Genomic DNA, 25,434 nt, shown 5'->3' with positions numbered 1-25,434 from the left:
GTGTTCGCCGGTGTCGACATCGGCGGAACGACCACCCAAGTGGCCCTGTGCACACCGGACTTGGCCGTCGTGGACCGGCTGGAGACGGCCACCCCGGCGGACGTCGGCGGGGCCGCGATGACCGGGGCCGCGGTGGATGCCGTACGCCTGCTGCTGGACCGCAACGACGCCCGGCTGCTCGGGGTCGGGGTGGGGGCGGCGGGTGTGGTGGACGCGGTGGGCGGACGGGTGCTGGTGGCCAGCGACTCGTTCCGGGGCTGGGCCGGGTTCGCGGTGACGGCGGCGTTCGAGGCGGCGCTGGGGGTGCCGGCGTTCCTGGACAACGACGTCAACGCGTTCCTGCGCGGCGAGGCGACGGCCGGGGCGGTCGCCGGGGAGCGGCACGTGCTCGGGATGACCCTGGGGACGGGGGTCGGCGGGGCGCTGTGGCTGGACGGCGCCCTGTACGACGGGCCGCACGGCGCGGCGGGCGAGATCGGGCACGTCCCCGGCTTCGGCGACCTGCCCTGCACCTGCGGAGGGCGCGGGCATCTGGAGACGCTGGCCTCCGGGCGGGCGATCGCGGCCCGGTACGGCGAGCGGACCGGGCGCGTGGTGAGCGCCCACGAGCTGGCGGCGGCCGCCGACCCGGACGCGCTCGCCGTGTACGAGGAGGCGGGGGCCGCCGTGGCGCGGGCGCTGCTCGTCACGGCGGGCCTGCTGGACGTGACCACCGTGGTGCTGGGCGGTGGGGTCAGCCGCGCCTGGCACCTGCTGGCGCCGGCCGTCCACCGCGCCCTGGCCGCCGAACCCCCGGTCAGCGGGCAGGAGTTGCGGGTGCTGCCCGCTCTGCTCGGTGGGGACGCGGTGACGGTGGGAGCGGCGGCGCGGGTGCGGACGGAACTCGGCGGGGTGTAACCCCACGGCCGGGACGCACCCGTGAGGGCACGTCCCGTCCTGCCGGGCTCCGGGTCAGCCCAGGCCGTTCGTCTTCAGCCAGGCCTTCGCCACGTCCAGCGGGTCCTTGTTCTCCAGCTGGACCTGGGAGTCCATGTCGAGGAGCGCCTTGGTGTCCAGCTTCGCGGAGACCGCGTTCAGGGCGGCCACGCCCTCCTGGCTGAGGCCGGACTTGTAGACCAGCGGGGTCACGTTCGCGAAGCCGAAGAGGTTCTTCGGGTCCTGGAGGACGACGAACTTCTCCTTGGTGATGGTCGGGTCGGTCGTGAAGATGTCCGCCGCCTGCACGGTGTTCTTCTTCAGCGCCGCCTGGGTCAGCGGACCGCCCGCGTCGAGCGCCTTGAAGGACTTGAACTTCAGGCCGTACTCGGACTCGAGGCCGAGCAGACCCTGCTGCCGGGTCTGGAACTCCGGGGAGCCGCCGATGACCAGGTCCGGGGCGATCGCCTTGAGGTCGGCGAGCGTGGACGCGGAGGTCAGGTTGTACTTCTTCGCGGTGTCCGCGTTGACCGTGACCGAGTCCTTGTCCTCCGCCGGCGCCGACTCCAGCAGCGTCAGCTTGGGGTCGAGCTTGGCCTTGACCCCGGTGTTCACGGCCGCGGCCGACTCCTGCGCCGCGTCCTTGTCGAGGTAGGCCAGCAGCGAGCCGTTGTACTCGGGCAGGACGGTGATCGAGCCGTTCTTCAGCAGGCCGTAGGTGGTCTCACGGCTGCCGATGTTGGGCTTGTAGGTGACCTTGACGCCCTTGGCCTTCAGGGCCTCGCCGTAGATGTCGGCGAGCAGGATGCTCTCGGCGAAGTTGTTGGAGCCGACCACGACGGTGTCGCCGCTGCCGGCACCCGCGCTGTCCTCGTTGAGCGGGTCGGAGGTGTCGTCGGAGGACCCACATCCCGCCAGCAGGACCGTGGCGGCGGCGAGCGCGACGGCGGCCAGGCCGGGGTTCTTCCTGATGGACCTGCGGTGTACGGCGGTAACAGTCACGATTCCCGTTCCGGACTCAGGGGGACTCAAGGGGGATTCAGGGGGCTTGGAGTGAAGCCCTCGGCTTCGGGGAAGCCCTTGCTCTGATCCAATCCAGCCTGTTCTCGCCCAGTCAAGACCGGCCTGGTCACAATTGGCTCCCATCACCAGTCGGTTGTGAAGGAAAAGCGAAACCGGCGCGCGGGGTGCCGACAGGTTGTAACGGATTCTTGACTCAGGGCGGCGGGAAGCGCTGTCCGAAGAGGCTGTAGTCTCGCCGAAGTTGGCGCCGGTCACACAGGCGTGCAGGAGCCACTCAGGTGTCCTATGCACCGTCCCGTAGCGATCAGAATCGGTCATGCGCGGTCCTCGCGCGTCGGCCGGGACATCCACGAAGGAGGGCTGGTGTCCACGAACGAGGTGGACGCGTCCACCCGGTCGGCACCGCCGCCGAGCCGGGTCGACGTACGCGATGACCGGGGCCTGCGGGACTTCGCCGAGCGCTGGCCGTTCCGGCGCAAGCTGAACATCCTGGTGGGTGTGCCGCTCGCGGTGGTCGCCGCGCTGCTGGCCTACCTCTTCGCCGACCAGGTCGGCCAGTCCCAGGACGCGTCGAAGGCCGCCCAGCTGGTGCGGGACAGCGCCCAGGTCGCCAAGCTGGTCGGGCAGTTGGAGGCCGAGCACCAGCAGGCCGTCCTGCTCTCGGTGCGCCACCAGTCGAACCGGGCCGGCGACACGCCTTCGCAGACCGCCTACCGCGAGGCCCAGATCCGGGTGGACAACCAGGTCGAGAAGGTCCGCGCGACCTTCGGCGACCGGCTGCCGGACGAGGAGGCCGAGGCGCTGCGCGAGGTCAACGGCCTCGCGGACCTGCGCACCACCATCGAGAAGGCCTATCTGCCCGCCGACAACATCGACCCGGCCTACAGCGACGCCGCCAAGGGCCTGATCGACGGCCTCGGGCTCGACCGGAACCCGGCCCTCGCCGCCACCTTCACCGGCAACCTGCTCGACTCGCTGCTGCGCGCCGACGCCGCGCACGGCTCCTTCGAGACCGGTGTCTTCTCCGCCACGACCGGTGACTCCAACGCCCTCATCGAGCTGATCGGCGCGATCGGCTCCTACGACGAGTACACCCACCAGGTCGAGCGCTTCGGCCGGTTCGCCACCCCGGAGCAGGCCGAGGAACTCGGCGACATCGAGCACAACAGCGCCCAGGCGACCATCGCCCGGCAGTACGCAGAGCTCCAGATCGACCCCGGCTCGCTCCAGGCGGAGAGCCAGTCCGAGATCAAGGCCGCCTTCCAGACGGCGCTCGACTCCTACCCGGACTACCGCACCCAGGCCCGGACCCGGCTGAAGACCACCACCTCGCTGATCGACCAGATCGCCGACCGCGCCGACGCCGCCTCCCGCGAGGCCCGCTCGAACGCGGCGTGGCTGCTCGGGTCGGCCCTGCTCGGCTTCGTGCTCTGGCTGGCCTTCTCGGTCGCCGTACGGCGTTCGGTGGTACGGCCGGTGCAGGCGCTGACCGGTGCCGCCCGGCAGGTCGCCGAGGTGGCCGGCCGTGAACTCGCCCGCGTGGCCGACGACGACACCGAGGACACCGGCACGCCGCGGCTCCAGGAGATGCCGGTCACGGCGAAGGACGAGATCGGCGACCTCGCCGATGTGTTCAACCAGGTGCAGACCACCGCGGTCGCGCTCCTCGAACGCCAGGTGCTCAGCCGGCGCAACGTCGCCGAGATGTTCGGCAACGTGGGCCGCCGGGTCAGCAACCTCACCACGCGGCAGCTGGCGCTGATCGACGCGGTCGAGCGCGGCGAGACCGACCCGGCGCTGCTGGAACGCCTCTACAGCATCGACCACATCGCGGTCCGCCTGCGCCGCAACGCCGACAGCCTGATGCTGCTCGCGGGCATCCGCGAGACCGTCCTCGACTCCGGTCCGCTCGCCCTCACCAACGTCGTCCGGGCCGCGCTCGGGCAGATCGAGGGGTTCCAGCGGGTCTCCCTCCAGGCGGGCACCGAGGTCATGGTGGAGCCGGACATCATCGGCGACCTCACGCTGATGGTGGCCGAACTCGTCGAGAACGCGGTGTCGTTCTCGCCCGCGGGCAGTCCGGTCGAGGTGATCGTCAAGGACAGCCGCGAGGGTGCGCTGGTCGTGATCTCCGACCACGGTCTCGGCATGAGCGCCGAGCGCCTGGAGGAGGAGAACGCCCGGCTCATCCGCCGCGAACGCCTCGACCTGGTCCCGACGAAGGTCCTCGGCCTCTTCGTGGTCGGCACGCTGGCGCGCCGCTGGGACGTGAGCGTGGCCCTCTCCCGCACCCCGGGGGGCGGCGTCACGGCCGAGGTGACCATCCCCTCCTCACTGCTGCTGACGATGAGCCCGGTGGCGGTCGCCGCGGGCGCCCCGACGGCAGCCGCGGCGCACTCCGACGCGCCCCCGGCCGCCGCCCCGCCGACCCGCCCGGCACCGACCTGGGCCTCGGATCCGACGCCGGCCCCGGATCCGGTTCCGGCCACAGGTCCTACGGCCGCACGCCCCGAGTCCGGCCAGGAGGCGCCCACCGGCCCACTCCCCCGGCGTACCGCGGATTCCGAGCCCGGCGTCACGGGGGCCGCTGCCGCCGACGGCGATCACGCCCCGCTCCCCCGCCGGGTCCCGCACCGCGACCCGGCTCCCGACGGCCCGGACGCATCCGCCGAACCCTCTTCTCCCACGCCCCCGTTCATCCCGAAGGCCCGCGCCGCCGAGGCGGCCGGTACCGCCGACGACCCCGCCGGTGCCCGCCCCCTGCGTCGCCGCGTCCGCGGGGCCACGCTGCGGACCACCCTCGGTGCCGACGTCGTACCGAAGGCCGCCGCCCCCCGGCCCGCCGACGCGGAGGCCGTGCGCGACGAGCTCGACGCGTTCGAGGCGGCCGTGGAGCGGGCCCACCGGGACACCGGCAGCCACTCCCGACCGGTACTGAAGGACACCGTGGCAACCCACCAGACCGCATCCAACCCCCCGCACGAACAGAACCACTCCCCGGAAGGAGCGGAGCAGTGAGCACGTCCACAGGTGACACGCCTACGGGAGGCAGCACGCCCGCCGATCTGCAGGCCGCCGCAGCCGACTTCACCTGGCTGCTGAACCGTTTCGCGACGGAGACCGCGGGCGTCGTCGACGCCATCGCGGTGTCCTCGGACGGGCTGCTCATCGCCGTCTCGGAGCTGCGTGAGCACGCGGACTCCGAGCGCCTCGCCGCGATCGTCTCGGGCATCACGAGCCTGGCCGCGGGCGCCTCCGGCAACTACGGTCTCGGCGCCCTCAACAAGGTCATCATCGACCTGGAGGGCGGCCATGTCCTGGTCTCCGCGATCGGCAGCGGCGCCGTGCTCGGCGTCGTCACCGACAAGGAGGCCAAGCTCGGCAACATCGCGTACGAGATGACCCTGTTCGCGAACCGTGCCGGTGCCGCGCTCAGCCCCCAGCTGGTGCTGGAGCTGAAGAACAGCGTCGGCGCCACGTCGAAGCGCTGACCGAGGAGGAAGCGCAGTCATGGCGGACGGCAGCACGCCTCCGGACCCGGAGCCGGGCGGTCCCGTGCCCGCCGTACGGCCGTTCCTCGTCACCGCCGGCCGGGTGGCGCCCGATCCGTCCGGCCGGACGATGCCCGTCGAGACCCAGGTGGTGGCCACCGCCGAGGGGCTCGCCGTGCTCGACCGGCTGGCCTTCGAACAGCACGACATCGTCGCCGCGTGCCGGATCCCGCAGTCCATCGCGGAGATCGCGGCCCGGCTGCGGCTGCACCTGAACGTGGTGCGGATCCTCGCCGAGGACCTGCGCACGGCAGGGCAGTTGACGGTGCACGTGCCCGACACCGGCGTCACCCACGACGCCTCCGTCCTGCGCAGGCTCATCGACGGCCTGCGTGCCATCCCCGACTCCCGAGGGGTACTCCGTGACACCGACTGAACCGGCCACCCGGCCCTCGGCCGCGCCCTCCGCCGCCGTACGACCGCCGCTGCCGGTCAAAATGGTGATCGCGGGCGGCTTCGGGGTGGGCAAGACCACCGCGGTCGGCTCGATCTCCGAGATCGAGCCGCTGACCACGGAGGCCGCCATCACCGAGGTCGCCGCGGGCGTGGACGACCTCAGCCACACTCCGCGCAAGACCACGACCACGGTCGCGATGGACTTCGGCTGCATCACCGTCGACCCGACCCTGAAGCTGTACCTGTTCGGCACGCCCGGCCAGGAGCGCTTCGGCTTCATGTGGGACGACATCGTCGAGGGCGCGGTCGGTGGCCTGGTCATCGTCGACACCCGCCGCCTCGACGACTGCTACGCCGCGGTCGACTACTTCGAGCACAAGCAGATCCCGTTCGCGGTCGCCGTCAACGCCTTCGACGGCAGGGTCGACCACACCCTGGACGAGGTCCGCTGGGCCCTGGACGTCAACGACCGTGTCCCGGTGATCGTCTTCGACGCGAGGGAACGGGGTTCGGTGCGGGACGCGCTGCTGGTGGTCCTGGAACAGGCACTGGCGCGCACCCAGAACTGAGGTGGGCCGGGGGGACTCCCCCGGCCCGTCGCTCAGTTGCTCCTGAGGACCCCGCGCGACACGGTGAGCCGGGTGATCCCCCAGAACAGCGCCAGCGTGGCCAGCGCCAGGGCGGCGACCAGGGTCGCCCCACCCACGACCTTCTCGTAGTTCCGCTGGTACAGCCCGTCCACGATGTACCGCCCGAGCCCGCCCAGAGAGACGTACGCGGCGATCGTCGCCGTCGACACGATCTGGATGGCCGCCGACCGCAGCCCGCCGAGGATGAGCGGAAGAGCGACCGGCAACTCGACCCGGAACAGCACCTCCACCTCGTGCATGCCCATCCCCCGCGCCGCGTCCACCGGCGCGGGATCCACGGACCGCATCGCCTCGTACGTGGTGACGAGGATCGGCGGCACGGCGAGCACGACCAGCGGGATCATCACGTTGATGAGTCCGAACCCGAGGGACAGGGTCATCAGCACCAGCAGACCGAAGGTCGGCAGTGCCCGTCCGGCGACGGCGATGAAGGCCAGCGCGTTGCCGCCGCGCCCGTAGTGCCCGGTCACCAGCCCCACCGGCAGCCCGATCGCCGCGGCGATGGCGAGCGCCTCCAGGGTGTACTGGACGTGTTCCCAGAGCCGCGTGGGAATCCCGTCGTAGCCCGTCCAGTGCGCGTTGTCGCTGAAGAAGGCGTTGATGAAGTTGAGGACGTTCACCGGGCGGCGACCTCCGGTTCGGGCCGCTGCGCGCGACGCGTCCGCGCGCCGCTCGGCATCCACGGCGTCAGCAGCAGTCGTACGGCGACCAGCAGGCCGTCGGCGAGGATCGCGAGGACCGCCATGGTCAGCACGGCGTTCACGGCGAGTTCGGGCCGGTTGTAGATGTTCGCGTCGTTGATGAGGTTGCCGAGCGCCCCCTGGTTGCCGATGAGGGCGCCGACGCTGACGAGCGAGATGCTCGACACGGTCGCCACCCGCAGCCCCGCGATGATGGCGGGCACCGCGATGGGCAACTGGACCTGGAGGTAACGGCGTACGGGCCCGAAGCCCATCGCGGTCGCGGCGGCGAGGGTCTCCTGCGGCACCGAGCGGACCCCGTCGACGATCGCCGGCACCAGGATGACGAGGGTGTAGACGGTGAGCGGGATCATCACCGTCAGTTCGGTCTGGCCGGTGTAGTCGATGAGGACGACGAAGAAGGCCAGCGAGGGGATGGCGTACAGCACGGTCGTCACCCACAGCACCGGCGGGTACAACCACCGGAAGCGCACGCACAGTTGGGACAGCGGCAGGGCGATCACCAGTCCGGCGAGGACCGGCAGCAGGGCTTCCCTGAGGTGCAGGCCGATCAGCCCGAGCCAGCTGTGCTGGAGGTCGCTGGGGATGTCGAAGAAGCCGTTCACCGCACGGCCTCGGAGTCGGTACGGCCTTCCGCGTGCGCCCCGCGGATCGCCTCGCCGATGCTCTGCTGGGAGACCACTCCGGCGACCCGCCCCTCGGCGTCGACGCCGACCGCCCAGCCGGTGGGCGAGAGCACCGCGCAGTCGAGCGCGGCCCGCAGCGAGTCCGTGCCGGCCACGAACGGCCGCCCGTACGACAGCAGTCGGCCGGTGTCGATGCTGCCGGCGGTCAGGTCCCGGGGCTCGCTCCAGCCGAGGGGCCGGCCGTCCAGGTCGGTGACGAGGAGGTAGGGGGCCTCGTCCGTGCCGCGCGCGGCGATCTGCTCGGCGGTGGCGTCGACCGCGACGACCGGCGTGGTGAGCAGCCGCAGTCCGGCGGAGCCGAAGAAGGAGAGCCGGCGGATGCCCCGGTCGGTGCCGAGGAAGTCCTCGACGAAGGCGTCGGCGGGACGGGAGAGCAGTTCGGCGGGCGGCGCGTACTGGGCGAGCTTGCCGCCGGTGCGCATCACCGCGACCATCGTGCCGATCTTGACGGCCTCGTCGATGTCATGGGTGACGAAGACGATGGTCTTGCCCAACTCGTCCTGGATGCGCAGGAGTTCGTCCTGGAGGCCCTTGCGCACGATGGGGTCGACGGCCGAGAAGGGCTCGTCCATGAGGAGCACCGGCGGGTCGGCGGCGAGGGCCCGGGCCACTCCGACGCGCTGCTGCTGGCCGCCGGACAGCTGGTAGGGGTACCGCTTGGCGAGCGAGCCGTCGAGCCCGACCCGCTCCATCAGCTCCCGGGCCCGGGCGCGTGCCTTGTCCTTGCCCCAGCCCAGCATCCGGGGCACGGTGGCGATGTTGTCGACGATCGTGCGGTGCTGGAAGAGACCGGCGTTCTGGATGACGTAACCCATGGAGCGGCGCAGGGTGTTGACCGGCTGCTGCCGGCTGTCCTTGCCGTCGATCAGGATGGTGCCCTCGCTGGGCTCGACCATCCGGTTGATCATCCGCAGCGTGGTCGTCTTGCCGCAGCCCGAGGGTCCGACGAGGACGGTGATGGAACGGTCGGGTATCTCCAACGAGAGCCGGTCGACCGCCACCGTGCCGTCCGGGTACCGCTTGGTGACTGAATCTATCCGTATCAAGGCGCCGAATACCCTTCGGGTCTGGCCGGGGTTGACCACTTCCGGCCACTCGAACGGCCGTCCGGCAGAGTCTAGACCGCCGGGGTTTCGACACCGTGACGGCGGTCCGGGCGCTGTCCGTTCAGGCGGCCGCGGGAGCCGCGGGGAAGCCGGGCGTACGCAGTACCCGGCGCTCGGCATCCACCGCGAAGACCTCGCAGCCCGCCAGGGAGGCCGCCCAGTCGACGCCCTCGGGGCCCAGGGCGAAGGCCGCCGTGGCGACCGAGTCGGCCTCCGTGAGGGTCGGCGCCACGACCGTCAGGCTGAGCAGGCCCGTCGCCGGACGGCCGGTGCGGGCGTCGAGGATGTGGTCGCCGCGTTCGTAACGCGCGGAGGTGGCGACCGCCCCGTCGGTGAGCGTGAGCACCGTGCACAACTGGTCGGCGTGCTCGGGATGCCGTACACCCACCCGCCAGGGACCGCCGGAGACGACCACGTCACCACCGGCGTTCAGCACGAACCGGGTCGCGCCCGCGGCCCTGAGCAGTTCCGCGGCCCGCTGCACCGACCAGCCCTTGACCACCGCGCAGGGGTCGAGACGGCGACCGGGCGGCCGTACGTCGAAGGCGCCGCCCGTGGCGAGACGGTAGTGCTCGCACAGGGCGAGGATCTCGCGCAGGTCGGGGCTCAGCTCGTCGGAGGTCAGCTCGGCGCGGTCGTACCGCGACACCTCGCTGTCCTCCTTGAACGGGCTGAACCGGGCGTCGGCCTCGCGCAGCCACGCGAAGACCTCGTCCGCCGCCGACGCGGGGACGTGCTCGTCGTCGACCCGCAGTGAGACGGGGAAGCCCATGACGTGTTCGACCCGGTGCATCGCGGTGCTCAGCCCTTCGCGTCGATCGCGGCCTGGAGGGACTCCTTGTAGCCGTCACTGGTGATGGTCGCTCCGGACACCGTGTCGATGTCCGCGCTCTGCGCCTCCAGGGTCCCCGAGATCAGCTGGGGCACGGCCGCGGTGGTCTGCGGGTGGTTCGGCTGCTGGAGCATGTTCACGGTGGTGATCTTGTCGCCCTCGAAGGTCACCTGCACCTGGACGGTGCCCTTCTCGGTGTCGACCGCGGTGCCGTCGACGGTCTGGGACGACTGCTGCGTGGCCGATGCCGCAGGGGATGCCGACGCCGTCTTCGCGTTGTCGTCGATCGCGGCCTGGAGGGAGTCCTTGTAGGCCTCGCTGGTGATCGTGGCACCGGAGACGGTGTCGATGTCCGCGCTCTGCGCCTGGAGGGTCTCCGCCACGAGTTTCGGCACGGCGGCCTCGGTCTGCGGGTGGTCGGGCTGCTGGAGCGTCCTCACGGCGGTGATCTTCGTACCGGCGAAGGTCACCTGGAGTTGCAGGGGCCCCTTCTCCGTCTCGACCGTCGTGGTCGTGACCACGTTCTCGCCGGACGACCCGGCGGAGGACGTGGACGTCGGCGCCGGGGTGGCGGCCTGGACGGTCGAGGAGCCGGCCGAGGGCTGGTACAGCCACACGGGCACCAGGCCCGCGATGCTCAGGACGACGACAGGTATGGCTCGTTTCACGGTCTCTTCCTCATCCCGCCAGGCTGAAGCGCTCGAAGTGGGTCTGCGCCTTGGGCACGTTCAGCTCCCGCAGGCTGCCCAGCACGGCGTTCATCATCGGGGGCGGCCCGCACAGGAAGACGTCCCGCTCGGCGATGTCCGGCACGAGGCGGGCCAGTTCGGCCGCCGCCAGCTTGTCGGGCACCGGCGGCCCGGTGACCAGGTGGAGGTCGGCGCCCTTGGCGCCCGCGAGGTCGCGCAGCTCGTCGTAGAGGACGGCGTCCCGGTCGGAGCCGACCCGGTAGATGACCACGGCGTGGCCCTCCAGCTCCTCCAGGAGGGCCCGGATCGGGGTGACGCCGACGCCGCCGGCGATCAGGAGGGACTCGGGGCGGGTGCGGTGCAGGGCGGTGAAGGCGCCGTAGGGGCCCTCGGCGAAGACGCGGGTGCCGACCTTGACGTGCCGGAGGGCGGCGCTGCCCTCGCCGGCCGCCTTGGCGGTCAGGCGCAGGGTTTTTCCGTCGGGGGCGGCGGACAGGGAGAAGGGGTTGGCCTGCCACCAGCGGTCGGCGGTCAGGAAGCGCCACAGGAAGAACTGGCCCGCGCGGGCGGGCAGTTGGTCGAGGTCCTTGCCGCTGATGTAGATCGACACGACGTTGTCGTTCTCGGGGACCACGGCGGTGACCCGGAACTGGTGGCGCCAGTTGCGCCACAGCGGGAGCACCGCGCGGCCCAGGACGACGGAACCGAGCGCGACGCCCCAGACGCCGTACCAGTAGGCGGTGGCGGCGGACGAGGACGTGAAGGTGGTCCCGACCGAGACCTGGTGGGTGAAGGCCAGCACCACGGCGACGTAGGTGTAGAGGTGGATGAAGTGCCAGGTCTCGTAGGCGAGGCGGCGCCGGGCGTAGCGGGCGGAGACCGCGCCGACCACGAGGATCAGGAAGAACGCGACGACCGCGCGGAGCACTCCCTCGGTGGTCTCGGCGAGGTCGACGACCTCACCGATCGGGCCCGTGTCGGTGCCCTCGGCGTAGCCGAAGGCGATGAAGACGACGTGCGCGAGGAGCGTCCACAGGATGCCGAAGCCGGTCCAGCGGTGCCAGGAGGTCAGCCGGTCCATGCCGATGCGGCGGTCGAGCCAGGGCAGCCGGGCCACCAGCACCAGCTGGAAGGCCATGATGAGCGCGGCGTACAGACCGGTCAGGCGGCCGAGCACGATCAGCGCGTTGGAGGCGAAGCCCGCCTGGGTGAAGAACCAGGCGACCACCGCCGCGTTGGCGGCCAGCACGGCGTACAGCCCGGTGCGGGCCACCACCCTGGGGCGTTTGGCCGCCGTGGGGGGCGCGGGGGGCGATTGGACGGTCGTCACGGGAGGGAGCTCCTTGATCGGGGCCTGGGCTACCGAGCTTCCCCGGCGGCAGCTGTCGATCAGCTGTCGTACAACTTTCAAGAGGTTATCGATCTGTCCCGGGTTCCCGTCCGGCGCTGGCTTTCGGCCCGCTGTGAAGCACTATGAGCAGGTGGAAAAAGTACGACTCCTCGTCGTGGACGACGACCCGCCGATCGCCGATCTCGTGGCGACGGTCGCCCGCTACGAGGGCTGGGAGGCGGTCACCGCGAACTCCGGTGAGGAGGCGCTGAGCCGTGCCGCGGAGTTCCGTCCGGACATCGTGGTGCTCGACCTGATGCTGCCCGACATCGACGGCTTCGGCGTCCTGGACCGGCTGCGCCGCTCGGGGACCATGGTGCCGGTGGTGTTCCTCACCGCGCGGGACGCGGTCGCCGACCGGGTGGCCGGGCTGACCCGGGGCGGCGACGACTACCTGGTCAAGCCGTTCGCCGTGGAGGAGCTGATGGCCCGGCTGCGGACCGTGCTGCGGCGCGCCGCCGGACCCGGCTTCCAGCGCTCGGTGCTCAGCGTCGGGGACCTCACCATGGACGAGGACACCCGCGAGGTGCGCCGGGGTGACAAGCTGCTCACCCTCACCCCGACCGAGTACGAGGTGCTGCGGTACCTGATGCGCAAGTCGCCGACCGTGCTCACCAAGGCGCAGATCCTCGACCATGTGTGGGAGTACGGCTTCGGCGGCCGCTCCAACGTCGTCGAGCTGGTCGTCAGCCGGCTGCGCCGCAAGCTGGACGAGCCCGACGACGGCCGGGCGCCGCTGATCCACACCGTGCGCGGCTTCGGGTACGTCATCCGGCAGGCGGCCGAGTGATCCGGCGGCTGCGCTCGGCGTACCGGCGGATGCGGCTCGGGACCCGGCTGGCGCTGGGGCTCGGCGCGCTGGCCCTGGTGGTGTTCGCGGTCGTGGGCACCGCGCTGACCACGTACATGCGGGACTACCTGTCGGCCCAGCTCGACACCCAGCTCGCACAGGCGCAGATCGCCCAGTCCAAGAGCATCGCGGACTACGGCACCCTCTCCGGCAAGAAGTACTGGAGCTGGTTCTACGCCGTGTACGACGTGACGGACGGCACCCCCACGCTCCGCAAGCCCGAGGACGCCGGCGACCTGCCGGAGGACGTCGGCGCCTTCACCGCCCTGGCCGGGGCGCAGACCGCCGCGCACACCGAGCTGTTGCGCACCGAGCACATCGCGGGCGCCGGCGAGTACCGGCTGCGGGCCTGTGAGGTGAAGCCCGGGGTGGTCCTGGTCAGCGCCGCGCCGCTGGACGACATCGACGACACGGTACGGCGGCTGATCACCGTCCAGGTGATCGCGTTCGGGCTGGCCCTGCTGGCGCTCGTGGTGGTCGGCCGCAGGCTGCTGCGGCGCGGTCTGCAACCGCTGAGCGACATGGCGTCCACCGCGCACGGCATCGCCTCCCACGACCTCTCCGAGCCGGCGGCCCGGCTGCCGCTGCGCGCCGACAAGCGGGGCGGCGGCCCGGAGGTCGAGGAGCTGCGGACGGCGTTCAACACCATGCTGGAGCACATCGACGACTCGCTCGCGGTCCGCGCGGAGGCCGAGCAGCGGCTGCGCCGGTTCGTCGCGGACGCCTCGCACGAGCTGCGCACCCCCTTGATGTCCGTACGGGGCTACGCGGACCTCTTCCAGTACGCCGCCGCGAACGCCCCCGAGGAGCGCGACAAGCACCTGGCCCGGCTGCGTGCCGAGGCGGCCCGGATGGGCTTCCTCCTGGACGACCTGCTGCTGCTCGCGCGGCTGGACGCGGCGGAGGTCGAGACCCCGCTCAGGCCCGCCGAGGTGGACCTGGTGGAACTGGTCGAGCACGCGGCCGACGCCTTCCGCGCGAGTCACCCGGACCATCCGCTGACGGTGACGCCGGGACCGCAGGCCCTGAAGCTGCGGCTCGATCCGCAGCGGGTCCGCCAGGTCCTCGACAACCTCCTCACCAACGCGGCCGTCCACACCCCGCCGGGCACCGAGGTGTCGGTCGGGGTGCGGGTGCGGGACGGGAGCGCGCGGGTGCGGATCGCGGACGCGGGCCCCGGTATCCCGGCCGCCGACCAGGAGCGGGTCTTCGACCGCTTCTACCGGGTCGACAAGGCCCGCAGCCGGGACCGGGGCGGCAGCGGACTGGGCCTGGCGGTGGCGAACTCCCTGGTCCGGGCGCACGGCGGAACCGTCGAGCTGAGCAGCGGGCCCGGCTCGACGGTGTTCACGGTGTCGTTCCCGCTGAGTCTTACGAAGCCGTGACATGCGGGCGCGGCCCGGTCGTCCGGGCCCGTCACGGCCCTAGCGTGAGGGCATGCGCGTACTGGTCACCGGCGGTGCCGGATTCATCGGGTCCCAGATCGTCGAGGCGCTCGCGGCAGGCGGCCACGAGCCCCTCCCGTACGACGTCCGGACCGACCCGGCGTCCGACGTACGGGACGCCGACGCCGTCCGCCGCGCCCTGACCGGGGTGGACGCCGTGTGCCACCAGGCGGCCATGGTCGGCCTGGGCGTGGATTTCGCCGACGCCCCGCAATACGTCTCCCACAACGACCTCGGTACGGCGGTCCTGCTCGCCGCCATGGCCGACCTGGGCGTACGGCGGCTGGTGCTCGCCGGGTCCATGGTCGTGTACGGCGAGGGCCGCTACACCTGCCCCCGGCACGGGGCCGTACGACCGGGCCCGCGCGCCGTGGCCGACCTGGACGCGGGGCGCTTCGAGCCGCCCTGCCCGCGGTGCGGCGCGGCCCTCTCGCCGGGACTGGTCGGTGAGGACGCCCCGGTCGACCCGCGGAACGTGTACGCGACGACCAAGCTCGCCCAGGAACACCTGTCCGCGTCCTGGGCGCGGGCCACGGGCTGGTCCGCGGTGGCGCTGCGCTACCACAACGTGTACGGGCCGGGCATGCCCCGCGACACCCCGTACGCCGGCGTCGCCTCCTTCTTCCGCTCGGCGCTCGCGCGCGGTGAGGCCCCGCGGGTCTTCGAGGACGGCGGTCAGCGCCGGGACTTCGTCCATGTGCGGGACGTGGCCGCGGCCAACGTGGCGGCGCTGGAGGCGGGTTCGGCGGACGGCGCGCTCACGTCGTACAACACCGGGAGCGGGGAGCCGCACACGGTGGGCGAGATGGCCCGCGCGCTCGCCGAGGCGTACGGCGGTCCCGAGCCGGTGGTCACCGGGGAGTACCGCCTCGGGGACGTACGGCACATCACGGCGGACTCGGCACGGCTGCGGGCGGAGCTGGGGTGGAAGGCGGAGGTCGGATTCGCCGAGGGGATGCGGGAGTTCGCGGGCGCCGGGATGCGGGACGCGTAGCCCGCGGTGGACCGGTGGTGCCGCCCGTGAAAGAAAGCGGCCACGGGCGGCACCACCATTTTCTCGAGCGGCCCCGGCGGCTCTTTCAGGAAGCCGCCGACGGCAGCACCACCTCGAAGCGGCAGCCGCCCGGCACATTGCGTACGGTGGCCCGGCCCGCGTGGGCCTCCACGATGCCCCGGACGATCGCGAGGCCGAGTCCCGCCCCGGCAGGGGGAGTTCGGGCGTGCGTGCCGCGCCAGCCGGTGTCGAAGACGCGGGGCAGGTCCTCCTCGGGGATACCGCCGCAGCCGTCCGTGACGGACAGCACGACGCCCTCGGCGCGGTGCTCGGCGGCCACCGCGACCGTGCCGTCCGGGGGGGTGCGGCGGATGGCGTTGACGAGGAGGTTGCCCAGGACGCGGCTCATCTCCTTGCCGTCCACCTCGACCGGCACGGCCGCCACCCGGTCGCCGACCAGCCGTACGCCGTGCTCACGGGCCAGCGGGTCGGCGCCCGCGAGGGCGTCCGAGACGAGGTCGTACAGGGAGATCCGGCTCGGGCTCAGCGCCAGCGTCCCGGCGTGGATGCGGGAGAGCTCGAAGAGGTCGCCGACCATGTCGTTGAGGCGTTCCACCTCGGTGCGGATCTGCCGCAGATAGCGGGCGGGGTCGGCGGCGACACCGTCCTCCAGGGCCTCGGACATCGCGCGCAGCCCGGCGAGCGGGGTGCGCAGGTCGTGGGAGATCCAGGCGACGAGTTCGCGACGGGAGGACTCCAGGGCCCTCTCGCGCTCCCTGGACTCGGCGAGTCTGGCGCTGGTGGCCTCCAACTCACGGCTGAGGGTGTCGAGTTCGGCGGTGGTGGGGCCGCCGGGCGAGGTGAAGTCGCCGCCGTCGCCGAAGGAACGGGCGGCGAGGGCGAGGGCCCGGCTGCGGGCGGCGACCCAGCGGCCGAGCAGCAGGGCGGTGGCCAGCGAGACCACCGCGGCCATCAGGACGACGGTGGTGACGACCCGCAGGTCGTGGCCGGACAGGAACATCGCCTGGGCGACCGCGAGGGTGCCGGCCAGCATCGCGGTGATGCCGACCGCGGCGACCACGGTGAGGTGCAGGGAGAGCGAGCGGCGCCGGACCAGCAGCAGGACCCACGCGCCGAGGAGGCCGGCGGCGACTGCGCCGAGGAAGGCGTAGAGGGCGATGAGGAGCATGTCGCGCATGGTCAGGCCTCGCTTCCCGCGGCGTCCTCGAAGCGGTATCCGACACCCCACACGGTCTGGATGAGCCGCGGGCGCGCCGGGTCGTCCTCGACCTTTCCGCGCAGCCTGCGCACATGGACGGTGACGGTGGACAGGTCGCCGAAGTCCCAGCCCCACACCTCCCGCATCAGGTCCTCGCGGCCGAAGACCCGGCCGGGGTGCCGCAGGAAGAACGCGAGGAGGTCGAACTCGCGGATGGTCAGGGCGAGTTCGGCGCCGTTCTTGGTGGCGCGGCGGGCCTGGGGGTCGAGGCTGAGCCCGGCGGCGCGCAGGGTTCCGGCCTGCTGGGCGGGCCGGGAGCGGCGCAGCACGGACTCGACGCGCAGGACCAGTTCGCGGGGACTGAAGGGCTTGGTGACGTAGTCGTCGGCGCCGACCTCCAGGCCCAGGATGCGGTCGTCCTCGTCGCCGCGCGCGGTGAGCATGATGACCGGGACGGGCCCGCTCCCCCGCATCCGGCGGCACACCTCCAGACCGTCCATGCCGGGCAGCATCAGGTCGAGGACGACGAGGTCCGGGCGGTGTGCGGTGGCCCGGGCGAGTGCCTCGGGGCCGTCGGCGGCCCGGTCCACGAGGTATCCGGCCCGGTCCAGGTAGCCGGAGACCACCTCGGCGACGGTGGGGTCGTCGTCGACGACGAGGACCCGGCGCCGGGTCTGTGCGTACTGCTGCTGCTCCATGCCGCCAGCCTCGCACCGCGCGCGCGGATGTGCCGCGGACGGGCGGCGACGTCCTTGTTTCGTAAGGAGCCGGAGTCCGGTTTGCCCGTTCTGCGTTCGTAGGGTGAAAGCCGTGACAACCCCTTCAGTGAACGAACCGGCGGCGTCCGTGGACGTCGTGCTGCCCTGCCTGGACGAGGCCGGGGCCCTGCCCTGGGTGCTGGAACGCGTTCCGCCCGGCTGGCGCGCGCTCGTCGTGGACAACGGCTCCTCGGACGGCTCGGCCGGCATCGCCCGGGCTCTCGGCGCGACCGTCGTCCGCGAGGAGCGGCGCGGCTTCGGCGCCGCCTGCCATGCGGGACTGACCGCGGCCACGGCCGACCTCGTGTGCTTCTGCGACTGCGACGCCTCGCTGGACCCGTCGGACCTGGTGCCGTTCGTGGCCGAGGTGCTGGCCGGTGAGGCGGACCTCGTGCTCGGCCGGCGCCGCCCGCAGGCCCGCGGTGCGTGGCCGGCGCACGCCCGCGCGGGCAACCTCGCGCTCGCCCGGCTGCTGCGCCGCCGCACCGGTCTGCGGCTGCACGACCTGGGGCCGCTGCGGGCCGCCCGGCGTGAGCCGCTGCTCGCCCTCGGCCTCACGGACCGGCGCAGCGGCTATCCGCTGGAGATGGTGGTCCGGGCGGCCGACGCGGGCTGGCGGATCACCGAGCACGACGTGCCGTACCGCGCGCGGACCGGTGCCTCCAAGGTGACGGGCACCTGGCGGGGCACGTGGCAGGCGGTGCGGGACATGAGCCAGGTCCTCTCCGGATCCGGGACGGGGGTGCGGGTGTGACCACACTGCTCGTCATCGCCAAGGAGCCGAGGCCGGGTCGGGTCAAGACCCGGCTCACCCCGCCGTTCACGCCCGAACAGGCGGCCGCGCTGGCCGAGGCGTCCCTCGCGGACACCCTCGACGTGGTGGCCCGCACTCCGGCCCGGCGCCGGGTCCTGGTCCTGGAGGGCGCCCCGGGCCCCTGGCTGCCGCCGGGTTTCGAGGTCGTACGGCAGTGCGCGGGCGGCCTCGACGAACGGCTGGCCGCTGCCTTCGCGGGCTGCGACGGGCCGGCCCTGCTCATCGGCATGGACACCCCCCAGGTGACGCCCGAGCTGCTCACGGTGGACTTCGCCGACTGCGAGGCGTACTTCGGGCCCGCGGAGGACGGCGGCTTCTGGGCGCTGGGCCTGGCCGAACCGGACCCGTCCCGGCTGCGCGGGGTCCCGATGTCGACCCCCGGCACCGGTGCGGCCCAGCGCGCCCGGCTGACCGGCCTGCGGGTACGGGACCTGCCCCCGCTGCGGGACGTGGACACGGCGTCCGACGCGGAACGGGTCGCCCGGGAGGCCCCGCACGGACGGTTCGCGACGGAACTGACCCGGATCGCGGGGGTGCCGCGGTGAGGGGGCCACGAGTCGGCATCTCGACCGGCGCGGCACCCCGCCTCAGGTCGGTGCTGCCGGGCGCCGGTGCCCGGGCTTACGCAGCCCCGGCGGGCGACGCCCGCAGGGATGGGCCGGAGGCGGCGGACGGCACCTGGTCCGCCGACCCCTACGCGCGGGCCCTGCGTACCGGCCGGGGCCCCCTCTTCCTGGGCCGGGCCGACGGCTGGCTGCTCCCGCTCGAACTGGAGCGCTGGTGCGCCGCCGCGGACGCCGTGGATCTGGGGGTGCTGCGGCGCTGCGAGGGCGCGGTGCTGGATGTCGGGTGCGGTCCGGGGCGGCTCGTCGCCGCGCTCGGGGCCCGCGGACGGCGGGTGCTCGGCATCGACGTGAGCGACGCGGCGGTCGCGCGGACCGTCGCGCTCGGCGGGCAGGCCCTGCGGCGGTCCGTCTTCGAGTCCCTGCCCGGCGAGGGTCGTTGGGGCACCGCGCTGCTGCTCGACGGCAACATCGGCATCGGCGGCGACCCCACGGCCCTGCTCGACCGTACGGCCCAACTCCTCTCGCGCGGCGGCCTGTTGATCGTCGAGACGGTCACCGATCCCGACCTCGACGAGCGGGTCCGGGTGCATGTCACCGACGCCCGTGGCGCGGTCGGCGACCCGTTCCCGTGGGCCCGGCTCGGTACCGCCGCCCTGCTGCGGCACGCGGCCCGCGCCGGCTGGGCGCCGGTGGATCAGTGGACGGCGGGCGGCCGCTGCTTCGTGGCCCTGCGCCGCCGTACGACGAGGACCACCGCCGAACCGCCGAAGAGCACGGCCGTCACCAGCAGCCAGCGGGCCAGGAAGCCGTCCGGGGACAGGCCGGTCGCCGAGGCGTAGCGGTCCGCGACCTGCCCGCTGATCAGCGGGAACCACACGAGCAGGAGCAGCAGGGAGAAGGCGGCCGGCACCCGGACGTACAGGACGTGCCGGCCCGCCGTCCGCACCAGCGCCCGGTCCGCCGCCGCGTACAGCGGCAGCAGCACCAGGTCGTGCAGGACGGCCGCCCCGACGAACCACAGCGCGATCCCGAACCGGTCCCCGGCGAGCAGCCGCACTCCCGCGTACCCCGCTAGGGCGAACGAGCAGACGAGCAGGAGGAGTTGGAGGGGGCTGCCGAGAGGGATCCGCATCACAGGTCTCCGAAGGTCAGCCGCGCCACCCACTTGGTGTTGAGCACACCGGGTGCCGCGGGCACGATGATCCGGGCCGGGTGGCCGTGGTCGGGGGTCAGGTCCTCGCCGTTGACGGACAGGGCGAGCAGGGAGCGCGGGTCGGCGACCTGGTTGGCGCGCAGGGCGGCCCGCCGGAAGGCGCCGTGCCGTTGCAGCGACTCCACGAAGAGGTCCGGTGGCGCGTCCTCGTACCCGACGAGCGCCGCGAGGTCCCGCAGCCGCACCCCGCGCCACCACTGGTCGGAGGTGGACCAGCCCTCCACGCAGGCGATGGGCAACGCCGAGCTGTGCAGCGGGAGTCGGAGCAGGTCGGCACGGCTGAGGCGGACGGTACGGCCGGCACGCCCGACGACGACCAGCCGCCAGACCTCCTCGCTCGTCTCGACCTGGTCGATCCCCGCGTAGGTGGCCGTCTTGTTGATCTGGAAGCCGCCCGGCCCCGACGCCGGCTCGGCGCCCCCGTGCGGGGCGAACAGGGCGGTTCTGCGGAGCGCGCCGTCGAAGCTCTGCCCGGCCGTGGTGAGGAACAGCAGCAGCGATCCGCCCCCGACGAACCAGAGGGCCCCACGCCGGGACACGGTCGGCTCGGCGGGGTCCGGTGACACCAACTCGGTTTTCTCTTCCCTGAGTTGCCGCAGATTGCGGAGCGCGAGGGGCATCTTCAGCACGGCGTGCGCGACGAACGCGGTGAAGAACACCCACGCCCCGTAGAAGTGCAGCGGGTAGAAGGAGCCCGGGAAGACGTAGTCGAGCTGGACGTTGAGCACCCCGGTCACGAACTCGAAGAGCGCGCCACCGACCAGCAGAAGCAGCGAGACCCGCTCCAGGGCGTGCGCGAGGGAGCGCGCGGGCGGCAGCGTGAACAGCTTGGGCACCACCGACCACAGCTTGGCCAGCAGGACGGGGATCAGGGTGATGCCGAGGGTGACGTGGACCCCCTGGGTCAGCCGGTAGAGCCAGTGCGGGTCGGTCGGCCAGGAGAAGAGGTAGAAGCCGAGGATCCCCTTGTCCGGGGTCTTGTCGTTCACCGGCGCGAGGTCCGGGTTGTAGGCGGCGTACGACAGCAGCCCCGTCACGAACAGCAGCGTGATGCCGCCGAGGAGGACGACCCCGAGGACCGAGGTGAGCCAGGGGCCGCGCAGCGGGCTGCGCCAGAAGGAGGGGGTGAAGGGAGACCGTGCCATGCCCCGACGGTAGGTCCGCGGCACCCCGGAAACGCGTCCGCGAACCATGACGAAAGTCTGACGTCGTCGCATGTCAGCCGTCCGGGGGCGCCCATGCGCCCTAGCGTCGTCCGGGTGAACCGGGACCTTCGTCGTGACCTGTATGCGGCCCTGTGCGCCGCGCTCCTCGTGCTGACCGCCGTCCTGGTCGGCCGGGCGATCCAGCACCGGGACGGCTCCCTCCGTGTCGACTGGCCGCCCCTGCTGGCGAGTTGGGATCCCCATGTCGGTCCCGGCACCCCGGCCGCGGTGCTCGTCGCGGCCGCCGTGGTGGCCTACGGCCCCTCGCTCGCCGCCCGGCTGCCCTGGCGCCCGCTGCTGCTCGCCGTCTGGGGCGCGGGCATGGCCTGGACGTGGTCCCTGGCCCTCGTGGACGGCTGGCACCGGGGCGTCGCCGAACAGCTCACCACTCGGAACGAGTACCTCCGGGCCGTCCCTCGCTTCCACGACATCCCGGCGGCCCTGCGGGACTTCACCCGGCACATCCTGATCGACGCTCCCGACAACTGGGGCGCCCATGTCGCCGGGCATCCCCCGGGCGCCACCCTCACCTTCGTCCTGCTCGACCGGGTCGGCCTCGGCGGCGGGGGCTGGGCGGGGACCTGGTGCATCACCCTCGGCACCACCGCGGCGGTCGCGGTCCTGGTCGCCGTACGGGCCCTCGCCGACGAGTCGCTCGCCCGCCGCGCCGCGCCCTTCCTGGTCCTGGCCCCGGCCGCGGTCTGGGTGGGCACCTCGGCCGACGGGTACTTCGCGGCGGTGGCCGCCTGGGCGGTGGCCCTGCTCGCCCTCGCGGTGCGGGGGGTCCGGCCGACACTGTGCGGCTTCTGCTCGGGACTGCTGTTCGGGCTGACCGTCTATCTGTCGTACGGCCTGACGCTGATGCTCGTCATCGCCGGGGCGGTGGTGTGGGTGGGGTCCTCCCGTCGGTCCCTGTGGCCGGCGCTGGCCGGCTGCGCGGTCGCTCCGGTCGTCTTCACCGCGCTGGGGTTCGAGTGGTGGGAGGGGTACCGGATTCTCGTCACCCGCTACTACCAGGGGGCGGGCGGGGTCCGGCCGTACGGGTACTGGGTGTGGGCGAATCTGGCGTGCGCTGTGCTGATCGTGGGTCCGGCCACTGTGGCGGGGGTGCGGCGGGTCGTCGTTCGGCTGTGGCGGGGCGGGGGCTGGTCGCGCCCCGCGGCGGAGCCGCATATCGATGCGGCCCCGCGCCCGTTGGCGGTCCTGGTGCTCGCCGCTGTGCTGGCTCTGCTCGTCGCCGATCTCTCCGGTATGAGCAAGGCGGAGACCGAACGCATCTGGTTGCCGTTCGCCGTTTGGCTGTTGCCCGCGTGTGCGCTTGTGACGGGAGTGCGGGGCTGGCTGGTCGGGCAGGCCCTGGTCGCGCTGCTCCTCAACCATCTGCTGCTCACGGGATGGTGAGCCGTCCCGGCAGCGGCAGTTCGGTCCAGATGATCTTCCCGTCGGGCGTGTAGCGGGTCCCCCAGCGTTCGGCGAGCTGGGCGACCAGGAAGAGGCCGCGGCCGCCCTCGTCCTCGGTGCGGGCGCGGCGCAGCCGGGGTGAGGTGTTGCTGCCGTCGGAGACCTCGCAGATGAGGGCGCGGTCCCGGAGCAGCCGGAGCCGGACCGGGCCGGTGGCGTGCCGGATGGCGTTGGTGACGAGTTCGCTGGCGACGAGTTCGACGGTGAACGACAGGTCCGTGAGGCCCCATGCGGCGAGCTGTTCGGTGACCGCGGCGCGGGAGCGGGAGACGACCGCCGGGTCGCTCGGCAGCTCCCACTGGGCGACCCGCCCGGGATCGAGGGCGCGGGTGCGGGCGACGAGCAGGGCCACGTCGTCGCTGGGCCGGGCCGGGAGCATCGCGTCCAGGACGGCCTCGCAGGTCTCCTCCGGCGGCCGGTCGGCGCGGGCGAGCACGGAGCGCAACCGGGCGAGGCCGGTGTCGATGTCCTGGTGCCGGTCCTCGATCAACCCGTCGGTGTAGAGCACCAGTTGGCTGCCCTCGGCGAGTTCCAGCTCGACGGTCTCGAAGGGCATGCCGCCGAGTCCGAGGGGCGGTCCGGAGGGCAGGTCGACGAACTCGACGCTGCCGTCGGGGGCGACGACCGCGGGCAGGGGGTGTCCGGCACGGGTCAGGGTGCAGCGCCGGGACACCGGGTCGTAGACGGCGTAGAGGCAGGTCGCTCCGACGATGCCGGAGTCCGCCTGGTCGCTGTCGACCGCCCAGCCCTCGCCGCGGTCCAGTCGGGCCACCAGGTCGTCGAGGTGGGTGAGGAGTTCGTCGGGCGGCAGGTCGAGGGAGCAGAAGTTGTGCACGGCGGTGCGCAGCCGGCCCATGGTGGCGGCGGCGTGCAGGCCGTGGCCGACGACATCGCCGACCACCAGGGCCACCCGGGCCCCGGACAGCGGGATCACGTCGAACCAGTCGCCGCCGACACCGGCCTGCGCGGGCAGGTACCGGTAGGCGACCTCGACCGCGCTCTGCTCGGGGCGGCCCTTGGGCAGCAGGCTGCGCTGGAGGGCGAGCGCGGTGTTGTGCTCGCGGGTGTAGCGGCGGGCGTTGTCGATGCAGATGGCCGCGCGGCCGGCCAGTTCCTGGGCGAGGGAGAGGTCGTCCTCCTCGAAGGGGACGGGCTGTCCCGATCGGTAGAAGCTGACCACGCCGAGGGTCGTGCCGCGGGCCCGCAGCGGCACGGTGATCAGGGAGTGGATGCCGGCCGTGAGCACCCGGGCGAGCCGCGCCGGGTCCTGGGCGAGCCAGCCGCCCGCCTCCGCGAGCACGGGTTCCAGCACCGCCCGCCCGCTCTCCAGGCTGCGGGACTGCGGGGTCGAGGGCACATAGCCGACCTGGTCGCCGACGCCGTACAGGTCGGGCTCCTCGCGCACGCTGCCCACGGCGACCCGGCGCAGCGGGGTGTCGGCGCCGAGCGGCCCGGGTTCCTCGCCGTGCAGCACGGGGTCGGGCAGATCGACGGCGGTGAAGTCGGCGAACCGCGGCACGGCCACCTCCGCGAGTTCCTCGGCGGTGCGCGCGACGTCGAGGGTGGTGCCGATCCGGATCCCGGCCTCGTGCAGCAATTCCAGCCGCCGGCGCGCGAGCAGGGCGAGCCGGCCGACCCCGGGGTCACCGAGGAGGAGCAGACGGTCGTCGGTCGCGGGGGCGGGGGTGGGGATGCTCGGCGTGGTCGCGCTGGTCCTCGCCGGGGTCCCGGTTCTGATGGCCGTGGCGGGCGTCGGTGCCGGCGTCAGGGTCGCCGTCGGTGTCAGGGTCGGGGCCGGGGTCGGTGCCGGTGCCGGTGTCGGGGTCGGAGTCGGGGTCGGTGTCGGGGTCAGGGGCGGGGTCGACCCGGTCGTGGGCAGCGGTCCCGGTCGGGAACCGGGGAGCAGGTCGAGGGGGCCTGGCACCGAGTCCGGGCGGCCGCCCAGAATCCGCGCCTCGATCACCACACCCGTCTCACCCGCCGCTCCCCGTACCTGCCGGCGCAGCAGCATCGCGCTGCGACCGCCGGAGAGCATGACCTCGTCGAGGGTCCGGTGCGGTGCCGCGATGAGCTCCTCGGCCTTCTCCCGCAGGACGGCCAGATCGATCCGCCCGAGACCACCCCCCTCGGCGCCCCCGGTCACCGGCGCGGGCTGCCGCGGCCACCCTCCGGCGTCCCGCCCCGCCCGCCGGTACGCGGCCAGCAGCGCCCGCTCCCGTTCCGTGGCCTGGTCCAGCAGCCGCGCCTCGATGTCCCGGGCCGCCTCGCGGACCAGCCGGAGCATCAGGGGGTCGCCGTCGTCGCGCAGACAGGTCAGATCGAGTACGGCCTCGATGTGCCCGCTGAGCGGATTGCGCACCGGCGCCCCCGCGCAGGCGAAGGGCTGGAGGCAGTCCGCGAAGTGTTCCCGGCCGACGACGTAGACGGGCCCGCGCTCGGCCAGCGCGGTGCCCACGCCGTTGGTGCCGACGACCTGCTCGGAGGCGTCGAAACCCGGGGCGAACCGCACCTCGTCCAGTCGCCCCCGCAACAGCCGGTCCCCGCCGAGCCGTTGCACCATCCGCCCCTGACCGTCGCAGAGCGCGATGGTCATGCCCACCTCGGACAGGGAGCCGGTCAGGCGGTGCAGCACCGGTTCGGCGGCCCGCAGGAAGCCCTCGTCCAGGGCGAGGTCGGGCGCGTACGGCACGAGGAGCCGGTCGGGGTCGAGACCGACGGACCGGCACCGCTTCCAGGAGTCGAGCACCGCTCCCCGGACGTCCGAGTCCACCCGGGCGCCGGCCAGGAATCGTTCGTGGGCATCGACCAGGCCGCCGATGTCGTCCCAGGTGACGGACAACGGAATCACTTCCCTCACCAGGAGGTGGCCCGGTCGCTCGCCGCCGCTCGGCTCGCCCCCGGCGCTCTCCAAGCCCCTACACCGTAGACCTCTTGTGACGCGCCTCACAACAGCCTTCGCAGGGTCTCCGG

The 25,434-nt window shown here is 72.9% G+C and carries 23 protein-coding genes and 1 pseudogene; 12 read left to right on the top strand and 12 right to left on the bottom strand.

The window, feature by feature from the left end; genetic code table 11:
• Positions 1-897, top strand: coding sequence for an ROK family protein (locus AC2XR2_RS33985; protein ID WP_491518552.1), 897 nt, complete (start codon positions 1-3; stop codon positions 895-897).
• A gap of 54 nt (positions 898-951) precedes the next feature.
• Here AC2XR2_RS33985 and AC2XR2_RS33980 read toward each other — a convergent pair whose 3' ends face one another.
• A complete protein-coding gene (locus AC2XR2_RS33980; protein WP_330263782.1) occupies positions 952-1,917 on the bottom strand; it encodes an ABC transporter substrate-binding protein in 966 nt (321 codons plus the stop codon).
• A 384-nt stretch (positions 1,918-2,301) separates the two neighbouring features.
• On the opposite strand from AC2XR2_RS33980, the gene AC2XR2_RS33975 reads away from it, so the two are divergent.
• The 4 genes from AC2XR2_RS33975 to AC2XR2_RS33960 are packed head-to-tail and all read left to right on the top strand — an operon-like array spanning position 2,302 to position 6,454.
• Complete coding sequence (locus tag AC2XR2_RS33975) at positions 2,302-4,956, top strand: sensor histidine kinase (RefSeq protein WP_491517122.1); 2,655 nt, start codon at positions 2,302-2,304, stop codon at positions 4,954-4,956.
• Positions 4,953-5,429: a roadblock/LC7 domain-containing protein gene (locus tag AC2XR2_RS33970; RefSeq protein ID WP_330263784.1), complete on the top strand. Its 477-nt coding sequence runs from the start codon at positions 4,953-4,955 to the stop codon at positions 5,427-5,429. The genes AC2XR2_RS33975 and AC2XR2_RS33970 overlap by 4 nt, the downstream gene beginning before the upstream one ends.
• Positions 5,430-5,448: 19 nt before the next feature.
• Positions 5,449-5,865, top strand: coding sequence for a DUF742 domain-containing protein (locus tag AC2XR2_RS33965; RefSeq protein WP_007385463.1), 417 nt, complete (start codon positions 5,449-5,451; stop codon positions 5,863-5,865).
• On the top strand, positions 5,852-6,454 hold the full coding sequence (locus tag AC2XR2_RS33960; protein WP_381299197.1) for a GTP-binding protein: 603 nt from the start codon (positions 5,852-5,854) through the stop codon (positions 6,452-6,454). The genes AC2XR2_RS33965 and AC2XR2_RS33960 overlap by 14 nt, the downstream gene beginning before the upstream one ends.
• A 32-nt stretch (positions 6,455-6,486) precedes the next feature.
• Here the strand turns inward: AC2XR2_RS33960 and AC2XR2_RS33955 are convergent, their stop codons facing one another.
• The 6 genes from AC2XR2_RS33955 to AC2XR2_RS33930 all read right to left on the bottom strand — a co-directional run bounded on the left by AC2XR2_RS33955 (position 6,487) and on the right by AC2XR2_RS33930 (position 11,879).
• A complete protein-coding gene (locus AC2XR2_RS33955) occupies positions 6,487-7,155 on the bottom strand; it encodes an ABC transporter permease (RefSeq protein WP_123763734.1) in 669 nt (222 codons plus the stop codon).
• Positions 7,152-7,841 (bottom strand): ABC transporter permease, encoded by a 690-nt coding sequence (locus tag AC2XR2_RS33950; protein ID WP_330263786.1) that lies wholly within the window; start codon positions 7,839-7,841, stop codon positions 7,152-7,154. The genes AC2XR2_RS33955 and AC2XR2_RS33950 overlap by 4 nt, the downstream gene beginning before the upstream one ends.
• Positions 7,838-8,968 carry an ABC transporter ATP-binding protein gene (locus AC2XR2_RS33945; protein WP_381299196.1) on the bottom strand — a complete coding sequence of 377 codons (1,131 nt, stop codon included), beginning with the start codon at positions 8,966-8,968 and terminating at the stop codon, positions 7,838-7,840. The genes AC2XR2_RS33950 and AC2XR2_RS33945 overlap by 4 nt, the downstream gene beginning before the upstream one ends.
• A 121-nt stretch (positions 8,969-9,089) precedes the next feature.
• Positions 9,090-9,821, bottom strand: coding sequence for an FAD:protein FMN transferase (locus tag AC2XR2_RS33940; protein ID WP_381299195.1), 732 nt, complete (start codon positions 9,819-9,821; stop codon positions 9,090-9,092).
• An 8-nt stretch (positions 9,822-9,829) separates the two neighbouring features.
• Entirely contained in the window at positions 9,830-10,528 is a 699-nt protein-coding gene (locus AC2XR2_RS33935) for an FMN-binding protein (RefSeq protein ID WP_381299194.1), read from the bottom strand.
• Positions 10,529-10,538: 10 nt separating this feature from the next.
• Entirely contained in the window at positions 10,539-11,879 is a 1,341-nt protein-coding gene (locus tag AC2XR2_RS33930) for a ferredoxin reductase family protein (RefSeq protein ID WP_491517121.1), read from the bottom strand.
• 175 nt (positions 11,880-12,054) lie between these two features.
• On the opposite strand from AC2XR2_RS33930, the gene AC2XR2_RS33925 reads away from it, so the two are divergent.
• From AC2XR2_RS33925 to AC2XR2_RS33915, 3 genes are read left to right on the top strand one after another with little or no spacing between them, the layout of a single operon-like run.
• Entirely contained in the window at positions 12,055-12,729 is a 675-nt protein-coding gene (locus AC2XR2_RS33925) for a response regulator transcription factor (protein ID WP_123763728.1), read from the top strand.
• The gene (locus tag AC2XR2_RS33920; protein ID WP_491517120.1) at positions 12,726-14,174 is read left to right on the top strand and encodes a sensor histidine kinase; all 1,449 of its coding nucleotides are present in this window, start codon (positions 12,726-12,728) and stop codon (positions 14,172-14,174) included. The genes AC2XR2_RS33925 and AC2XR2_RS33920 overlap by 4 nt, the downstream gene beginning before the upstream one ends.
• 52 nt (positions 14,175-14,226) lie before the next feature.
• Complete coding sequence (locus AC2XR2_RS33915; protein ID WP_491517119.1) at positions 14,227-15,228, top strand: NAD-dependent epimerase/dehydratase family protein; 1,002 nt, start codon at positions 14,227-14,229, stop codon at positions 15,226-15,228.
• An 85-nt stretch (positions 15,229-15,313) separates the two neighbouring features.
• Here AC2XR2_RS33915 and AC2XR2_RS33910 read toward each other — a convergent pair whose 3' ends face one another.
• Together AC2XR2_RS33910 and AC2XR2_RS33905 are read right to left on the bottom strand one after the other, a co-directional pair.
• A complete protein-coding gene (locus AC2XR2_RS33910) occupies positions 15,314-16,426 on the bottom strand; it encodes a sensor histidine kinase (RefSeq protein WP_491517118.1) in 1,113 nt (370 codons plus the stop codon).
• A 2-nt stretch (positions 16,427-16,428) separates the two neighbouring features.
• Positions 16,429-17,145 carry a response regulator transcription factor gene (locus AC2XR2_RS33905; protein WP_449353318.1) on the bottom strand — a complete coding sequence of 239 codons (717 nt, stop codon included), beginning with the start codon at positions 17,143-17,145 and terminating at the stop codon, positions 16,429-16,431.
• 103 nt (positions 17,146-17,248) lie between these two features.
• Here AC2XR2_RS33905 and AC2XR2_RS33900 point away from each other — a divergent pair, with 103 nt between their 5' ends.
• From AC2XR2_RS33900 to AC2XR2_RS33890, 3 genes and pseudogenes are all read left to right on the top strand, one after another.
• The gene (locus AC2XR2_RS33900; protein ID WP_491517117.1) at positions 17,249-17,959 is read left to right on the top strand and encodes a glycosyltransferase family 2 protein; all 711 of its coding nucleotides are present in this window, start codon (positions 17,249-17,251) and stop codon (positions 17,957-17,959) included.
• A complete protein-coding gene (locus AC2XR2_RS33895; protein ID WP_449353317.1) occupies positions 17,956-18,564 on the top strand; it encodes a TIGR04282 family arsenosugar biosynthesis glycosyltransferase in 609 nt (202 codons plus the stop codon). Before AC2XR2_RS33900 ends, AC2XR2_RS33895 begins: the two co-directional genes overlap by 4 nt.
• A pseudogene (locus AC2XR2_RS33890) lies at positions 18,561-19,100 on the top strand (methyltransferase domain-containing protein); the annotation flags it as partial. The gene AC2XR2_RS33895 and the pseudogene AC2XR2_RS33890, both read left to right, overlap by 4 nt.
• A gap of 179 nt (positions 19,101-19,279) precedes the next feature.
• On the opposite strand, the gene AC2XR2_RS33885 reads toward AC2XR2_RS33890, so the two are convergent.
• Complete coding sequence (locus AC2XR2_RS33885; protein ID WP_449353316.1) at positions 19,280-19,717, bottom strand: hypothetical protein; 438 nt, start codon at positions 19,715-19,717, stop codon at positions 19,280-19,282.
• Positions 19,717-20,943, bottom strand: a complete 1,227-nt coding sequence (locus AC2XR2_RS33880; protein WP_491517116.1) for a molybdopterin-dependent oxidoreductase — start codon at positions 20,941-20,943, stop codon at positions 19,717-19,719. Before AC2XR2_RS33880 ends, AC2XR2_RS33885 begins: the two co-directional genes overlap by 1 nt.
• Positions 20,944-21,036: 93 nt before the next feature.
• On the opposite strand from AC2XR2_RS33880, the gene AC2XR2_RS33875 reads away from it, so the two are divergent.
• Positions 21,037-22,404 carry a hypothetical protein gene (locus AC2XR2_RS33875; protein WP_491517115.1) on the top strand — a complete coding sequence of 456 codons (1,368 nt, stop codon included), beginning with the start codon at positions 21,037-21,039 and terminating at the stop codon, positions 22,402-22,404.
• Here the strand turns inward: AC2XR2_RS33875 and AC2XR2_RS33870 are convergent.
• Positions 22,391-25,312 (bottom strand): ATP-binding SpoIIE family protein phosphatase, encoded by a 2,922-nt coding sequence (locus AC2XR2_RS33870; protein WP_491518551.1) that lies wholly within the window; start codon positions 25,310-25,312, stop codon positions 22,391-22,393. The genes AC2XR2_RS33875 and AC2XR2_RS33870 overlap by 14 nt on opposite strands.
• Between the last annotated feature and the right edge of the window lie 122 nt (positions 25,313-25,434).

The sequence above is a fragment of the Streptomyces sp. LS-MS-L19 genome, from assembly GCF_058382285.1.
Note: the sequence above shows the minus strand (reverse complement) of the source record. Positions and strands in the feature narration are given on the sequence as shown.

Excerpts from the sequence above, each read along its gene's own strand:
- AC2XR2_RS33875 (WP_491517115.1), top strand. The coding sequence starts at position 21,037 with ATGCGCCCTAGCGTCGTCCGGGTGAACCGGGACCTTCGTCGTGACCTG.
- AC2XR2_RS33940 (WP_381299195.1), bottom strand. The coding sequence starts at position 9,821 with ATGCACCGGGTCGAACACGTCATGGGCTTCCCCGTCTCACTGCGGGTC.
- AC2XR2_RS33915 (WP_491517119.1), top strand. The coding sequence starts at position 14,227 with ATGCGCGTACTGGTCACCGGCGGTGCCGGATTCATCGGGTCCCAGATC.
- AC2XR2_RS33885 (WP_449353316.1), bottom strand. The coding sequence starts at position 19,717 with ATGCGGATCCCTCTCGGCAGCCCCCTCCAACTCCTCCTGCTCGTCTGC.
- AC2XR2_RS33910 (WP_491517118.1), bottom strand. The coding sequence starts at position 16,426 with ATGCGCGACATGCTCCTCATCGCCCTCTACGCCTTCCTCGGCGCAGTC.
- AC2XR2_RS33905 (WP_449353318.1), bottom strand. The coding sequence starts at position 17,145 with ATGGAGCAGCAGCAGTACGCACAGACCCGGCGCCGGGTCCTCGTCGTC.
- AC2XR2_RS33880 (WP_491517116.1), bottom strand. The coding sequence starts at position 20,943 with ATGGCACGGTCTCCCTTCACCCCCTCCTTCTGGCGCAGCCCGCTGCGC.
- AC2XR2_RS33965 (WP_007385463.1), top strand. The coding sequence starts at position 5,449 with ATGGCGGACGGCAGCACGCCTCCGGACCCGGAGCCGGGCGGTCCCGTG.